3 protein-coding genes and 3 pseudogenes are annotated in these 6393 nt (G+C 72.7%); all 6 read left to right on the top strand.

What is annotated here, in order from left to right:
* Positions 1 to 2 precede the first annotated feature (2 nt).
* A pseudogene (locus J1M41_RS01985) lies at positions 3 to 128 on the top strand (superoxide dismutase); the annotation flags it as partial.
* Positions 119 to 829 (top strand): annotated as a pseudogene (locus J1M41_RS01980) (hypothetical protein); the annotation flags it as partial. The pseudogenes J1M41_RS01985 and J1M41_RS01980, both read left to right, overlap by 10 nt.
* A 3-nt stretch (positions 830 to 832) precedes the next feature.
* On the top strand, positions 833 to 1414 hold the full coding sequence (gene dcd, locus J1M41_RS01975) for a dCTP deaminase (RefSeq protein ID WP_041104515.1): 582 nt from the start codon (positions 833 to 835) through the stop codon (positions 1412 to 1414).
* Positions 1369 to 2733: pseudogene (locus tag J1M41_RS01970) on the top strand (MFS transporter); the annotation flags it as partial. The gene dcd and the pseudogene J1M41_RS01970, both read left to right, overlap by 46 nt.
* A 68-nt stretch (positions 2734 to 2801) precedes the next feature.
* Complete coding sequence (locus tag J1M41_RS01965; protein ID WP_206451036.1) at positions 2802 to 5909, top strand: Na+/H+ antiporter subunit A; 3108 nt, start codon at positions 2802 to 2804, stop codon at positions 5907 to 5909.
* On the top strand, positions 5906 to 6393 hold a 488-nt coding region (locus J1M41_RS01960), incomplete at its 3' end, for an NADH-quinone oxidoreductase subunit K (protein WP_206451060.1). The genes J1M41_RS01965 and J1M41_RS01960, both read left to right, overlap by 4 nt.

Raw genomic sequence — 6393 nt, 5'->3', positions numbered from 1 at the left:
AGCTGGACTACGACTACGCCGCGCTGGAGCCGCACATCTCGGCCCGCATCATGGAGCTGCACCACTCTAAGCACCACGCCACGTACGTCAAGGGCGCGAACACCGCCCTGGAGAAGCTGGCCGCCGCTACCGCCGCTTCCCGGTGCAGACCGGCCTGGTGGACCGGGACACGGACCTGCAGGCCTACCTGCGCGGCGAGATCGAGGACTTCTTCCGCGACCTGCCCGCGGACGCGATGCCGCAGGACGCCCCGTGGCACTTCTCCGTGTCCGAGAAGATCGTGGCCATCACCCAGGGTCGCTCCTACTACACGTGGGAGGTCCGCCCCTCCGTGGCCGCCCGCGTCCTCTCCCGCCTGGTCACCCGCACGCCCGCGGGCATCGGCCTGGGCGATCCCACCACCATGCAGCTGGCCATCCAGGAGGCGGGCCTGCCGCGCATCGTGCTCTCCGCGGCGGCCGGCGCCGCCGGCAAGGTCGCCGGCAAGCGCGGTGTGTTCTACAACGTGGTGGGCGGCAACGTCCGCGCGATCGACGGGCCCACCACCTACTCCACGTTCCCGGCCAACGTCTCGGCCAAGCTGCCGCCGGCCGAGCCGGACCGGGTGGCCGCCGAGGTCTCGGCGATGATCCGGGCGGCGGACATCCCGGCCTGGGCGAAGGCCTCCTTCGCCGGCACCGTCGTGATGGACGCCAACGACATCGGCCGCAACGCCCTCGGCAAGGACACGGCCGCGTCGGCCGCCGTCCTCGAGGCCGCCTTCGCGGACAACCCGCTGGGCCAGGGCCGCGAGCGCACCCCGCTGGCCGTCGTCGTGCGAATGGACTGAGCCGTGCTGCTCTCCGATCGCGACATCCGCGCCGAGCTCGACTCCGGGCGCGTGGGCCTGGACCCCCTCGACCCGGCGATGGTGCAGCCCGCGTCCGTGGACGTGCGCCTGGACCGGTTCTTCCGGCTCTTCGACAACCACCGGTACGCGCACATCGACCCGCGCCAGAAGCAGGACGAGCTGACCCGGCTGGTGGAGGTGGACCCGGACGAGGCGTTCATCCTGCACCCGGGGGAGTTCGTGCTCGGCTCCACCTATGAGCAGGTCACGCTGCCGGACGACCTTGCCGCCCGCCTCGAAGGCAAGTCCTCGCTGGGGCGGCTGGGCCTGCTGACGCACTCGACCGCCGGGTTCATCGACCCCGGGTTCTCCGGGCACGTCACGCTCGAGCTGTCCAACGTGGCCACGCTGCCCATCACGCTGTGGCCGGGGATGAAGATCGGCCAGCTGTGCTTCTTCCGGCTCTCCTCGTCGGCCCAGTCGCCGTACGGCACCGGGGCCAACCAGAACCGGTACCAGGGTCAGCGCGGGCCCACGGCCTCCCGGGCGCACCGCGACTTCCATCTCACCCGCATCGAGCGATGACCGACGTCGCGCTCCCGCCGGTCGCCTCCGCCGCCCCGCGCCGCCAGGTGGCCGCCTGGGCGCTGTGGGACTGGGGTTCGGCCGCGTTCAACGCGGTCATGGTCACCTTCGTGTTCGGCACCTACCTGGCCTCGGACGCGTTCGGGCCGGACGAGCGGGGCACGGCGTGGCTGTCCACGGCCCTGGCGATCGCCGGCGTCGTGATCGCCCTGACCGCGCCCGTGATGGGCCGGCGCGCGGACGGCGCGGGCCGGCGCCGCCTCTGGCTGGGGGTGATGACGGCGGCGGTGATCGCGTGCACCGCGGCGTGCTTCTTCGTCACGCCCCGGGAGTCCTCCCTGCTGCTGGGCGTCACCCTGATCGCCCTGGGCACCGTGTTCTTCGAGTTCGCGGAGGTGCAGGTCAACGCGATCCTCGTGCAGATCTCGACGCCGGCCACGATCGGCCGGATCTCGGGGATCGGCTGGGGAGCGGGCTACCTCGGCGGGATCCTGCTGCTGCTGATCGTGTTCGTGGGCTTCGTCTCGGGGGACGCGCACTGGTTCGGGATCACGGAGGACGAGGGGCTGAACATCCGGGTCGTGGCGCTGGTGGCCGCGGCGTGGTTCCTGGTGTTCGCGATCCCGGTGCTGGTGGCCGTGCCGGACCCGGCGCCCGCCCCGGCGGCGGACGGCGGGCCGCGCCGTGAGTCGGTGCTGGGCTCCTACCGCGAGCTCGGGGCCACGCTGGCCCGGATGTGGCGCGAGGACCGGAACACGCTGTGGTTCCTCGTGGCCTCGGCGGTGTTCCGCGACGGCGTGGGCGCGGTGTTCGTCTACGGCGCCATCCTGGGCACCACGGTCTACGGGCTGGCGGCCTCGGACGTGGTCCTGTTCGCGATCGCGGCCAACGTGGTGGCCGCCCTGGGCGCCTTCGTGGGCGGGCAGCTCGACGACGCAGTCGGCCCGCGCCGGGTGATCCTCGGTTCGCTGGCCGCCATGGTCCTCGTGGCCGGGGCGCTGTTCTTCGCCTCGGGCACCCTCGCGTTCTGGGTCGGCGGGCTGGCGCTGTGCCTGTTCGTGGGCCCGGTGCAGTCGGCCTCGCGCGCGTTCCTGGGCCGGCTCACCACGCCGCGGACGGCGGGCGAGGTGTTCGGGCTGTATGCCACCACGGGCCGCGCGGTCGGGTTCATCACGCCCGCGCTCGTGACGCTCGCGCTCGCCCTGCACCCGGACAACCGGGTGGTCATCCCCGTGATCGCCGTCGTGCTCGTGGCCGGTGGGCTGCTGTTCGCCCGGGTCACGGAGCCGATCACGCGGAGCGCGGAATCGGTCCGCTGACCCCGGGTGGGGCGCATCCCTCCGCTAGGCTGGACCGTACCCCTGCCCGTGCCTGACGAAGGGACCGCATGCTCGTCATCCTGACCGCGCTCTTCGTCGTCGCGCTCGCCGCCCCGGTGATCTTCCGGTGGACGGGACGTCAGGGGTTCTATCTGCTCGCCGCCGCCCCCGCGGCGGGCTTCGTCTGGCTGCTCACCCAGCTGCCGCACGTGTTCGCGCTGCAGGAGGCGCTCGACGCCGGCCGGCCGGTCCCGGCCTCGGCGGCGCACCTGGACCGCGCCGTGCCGTGGGTGCCGTACCTCGAGATCGAGCTCGCGTTCCGCATGGACGTGCTGGCCGCGTTCATGTCCCTGATCGTGCTGGGAGTCGGCGCGCTGGTCCTGGCCTACTGCGCCCGCTACTTCCGGGAGCACGAGCCGCGCAACGCGGTGTTCGGCGGGCAGCTGCTGGCGTTCGCCGGCGCGATGTTCGGGCTCGTCACCACGGACGACCTGATGGTGCTCTACACCTTCTGGGAGATCACGTCCGTCCTGTCCTTCCTGCTGATCGGCTACTCGGGCCACCGCATCTTCGCCCGCCGCTCCGCCATCACCGCCCTGATCGTCACCACGTTCGGCGGCCTGGCCATGCTCGCGGGCCTGATCATGCTGGCCCACTTCGCCGGGTCCTGGCGGATCTCCGGGGTCCTCGAGGCCGCCCCCGCCCTCATGGCCGACGCCGGGCTGCGCGGGCTGCTCGAGGTCGCCGTCGCCCTGGTGCTGATCGGCGCCCTCACGAAGTCCGCCCAGGCCCCCTTCCACTTCTGGCTGCCGGCCGCCATGGCCGCGCCGACCCCCGTGTCCGCGTACCTGCACGCGGCGGCCATGGTGAAGGCCGGCGTCTTCCTCGTGGCCCGCCTGGCCCCGGAGTTCCACGGCCTCGCCATGTGGCAGGTCCTCGTGATCGGCGTGGGTCTGTGGACCCTGCTGCTCGGCGGCTGGCGCGCCCTGCGGCAGACAGACATCAAGCTCGTCCTCGCGTACGGCACGGTCTCCCAGCTCGGCTTCCTCATGGTGGCCAACGGGCTGGGCACCCGCGACGCCGCCATGGCCGGCCTCGCCATGCTCCTGGCCCACGCGGTGTTCAAGGCCCCCCTGTTCATGGTGGTCGGCATCATCGACCACGAGGCCGGCACGCGCGATCTGCGCCAGCTCTCCGGGATCGGCCGCCGCCACCCGGCCCTGGCCGCCGTCGCCGTGGTGGCGGGCCTGTCCATGGCCGGCCTGCCTCCGCTGTTCGGCTTCGTGGCCAAGGAGTCCGTCCTGGAGGGCCTGGCCGCCCACGGCGTGGCGCACGCGGACGTGTGGGGCTGGACGCCGCTCGTGCTCATGACCGTGGGCTCGGTGCTCACCTTCGCCTACACGTGGCGGTTCCTGTGGGGCTCGTTCGCCGCCAAGCGGGACGAGGAGGGGGCCGCGGTCCCCGTCACGCGCTTCCACACCCGCGTCACCACCCTCGAGCTGGCCCCGGCCGCGCTGCTCGCGCTCGCCGGCCTGGTGCTCGCCTTCCTGCCCGGCCCGGTGGAGGGGATCATCACCGCCCACACGGGTTCCCTGCCGCCGCTGGACCCGGAGGAGGCGCCGGCCTACCTGGCCCTGTGGCACGGCTGGACGCCCATCCTCGCCCTCTCCGCGGGGGTCTGGGTGCTCGGCGCGCTGCTCGCCCTCGGCCGGCCGGGAGTCGAGGCGTTCCAGCGCCGCGTCGAGTTCCCGGTCGACGCCCTGCGCACGTACCGGAAGATCACCGGCGCCCTCGACGAGGTCGCCATCTGGGTCACGGGGCGCACCCAGACCGGCTCCCTGCGCCGCTACCTGGGCATCATCCTGGCCACCGCGTTCCTGCTGCCGGCCGCGTTCCTGCTCTTCCCCGTGGGGCGCAGCGAGCGCACGCTGGCCACCTCGTTCCTCTCCGCGGACGTCGCCTGGTTCCAGACCCCGGCGCAGCTGGTCGTGGTGCTGATGATCGCCGTCGCCACCGTGTTCGCCGTCCGCGCGCGCCGCCGCTTCAAGGCGATCATGCTGGTGTCCGTGACCGGCTACGGCGCCGCCGCCCTGTTCGCGATGCGCGGCGCCCCGGACCTCGCGATCACCCAGGTGCTCGTGGAGACCATCATCCTGGTCACCCTCATCCTGGGCCTGCGCGTGCTGCCGCCGGACTGGTACGACCGCCGCACCGGCTCGCGGCGGATCGCCCGCATGGCGGTCGCCGGCGGCTTCGCCCTGACCATGATGTGGATCGCCGCCACCGCGCTGGCCGCCCGCACGGCGGAGCGGATCTCGCTGCCCATGCCGGAGCTCGCCTACACGGACGGCTACGGCACGAACGCCGTGAACGTCACCCTCGTGGACATCCGCGCGTGGGACACGTGGGGCGAGATCACGGTGCTGGCCGCCGCGGCCACCGGCGTGGCCTCCCTGATCTTCCTGCAGCACCGCGACGGGCGCACCCGCAGCATCGACGACGTCGCCCCCGGCTCCGTCGGCGACTTCGGCGCCGACTCCTCGCTCGGGGCCCGCGAGCTGTCCGTCGTGCGCAGCTTCGCTGTGGACGATCGCAAGGGCCAGTGGCTCGTGGCCGGCCACACGATGGCCCCCGAGCGGCGCTCGATCATCCTCGAGGTCGTCACCCGCTTCATGTTCCCGATCATGATGCTGCTCTCCGTCTACCTGCTGCTGGCCGGGCACAACACCCCCGGCGGCGGCTTCGCCGGCGGCCTGCTCGCCGGCCTGGCCCTCACGCTGCGCTTCCTCGCCGGCGGCCGGTACGAGCTGCAGGAGGCCTCCGTGATCCCGGCCGGGCCCATGATCGGCCTGGGCCTGGCGATCGCCACGCTCACCGGGATCGCCCCGCTCTTCTTCGGCGGGCAGATCCTGCAGTCCTATGTGGTGGAGTTCACCGACCTGCCGCTGTTCGGCGACGCCCTCAAGCTGGTCTCGGCCACGGCGTTCGACATCGGCGTGTACCTCGTGGTGGTCGGGCTCGTGATCGACGTGCTGCGCTCGCTCGGCGGTGAGGTGGACCGCCGGGGCGAGGAGGCCCGCCGCGCCCGCCTGCGCGCCGCGGCCCGCCGTCGTCATCCGCGCATGCCCACCCCGTCCACCCCGTCCACCCCCGACGCCCCGGAGGCCGCCCGATGATGACCGTCGACCTGGCCCTGCTCCTGGCGATGGGCGTGATGTTCGCCGGGGGGATCTACCTGGTGCTCGAGCGCAGCCTGACGCGCATCCTGCTCGGCATCGTGCTGATCAACAACGGCGCCATCATGCTGCTGTTCCTCTCCTCGGGCGGCACGGGCCTGGCCCCGCTGTTCGTGCGCGGACGGGACCCGCACGAGTACGCGGACACGCTGCCGCAGGCGCTGATCCTCACCGCGATCGTGATCGGCTTCGCCGTGGTCGCGTTCCTGACCGCCATGATCTACCGCTCGTGGCTGCTCGTCCGCGAGGACGAGGTCGAGGTGGACGCGGAGGACGTCAAGATCGCCCGGATGCCCGCCTGGGACGCGGAGGACGACGCGGAGCTCGTGGAGGAGTCCTCCGAGTTCCTGGATGACGCCGCGGACCCCAACGCCCACTACGAGCACGCGACGGAGGCACGGCCCCAGGTGCAGCACGCCACGCC

It is taken from the genome of Micrococcus sp. KRD096, assembly GCF_017168495.1.
GTDB classification, from domain to species: Bacteria; Actinomycetota; Actinomycetes; order Actinomycetales; family Micrococcaceae; genus Micrococcus; species Micrococcus luteus.
Note: the sequence above shows the minus strand (reverse complement) of the source record. Positions and strands in the feature narration are given on the sequence as shown.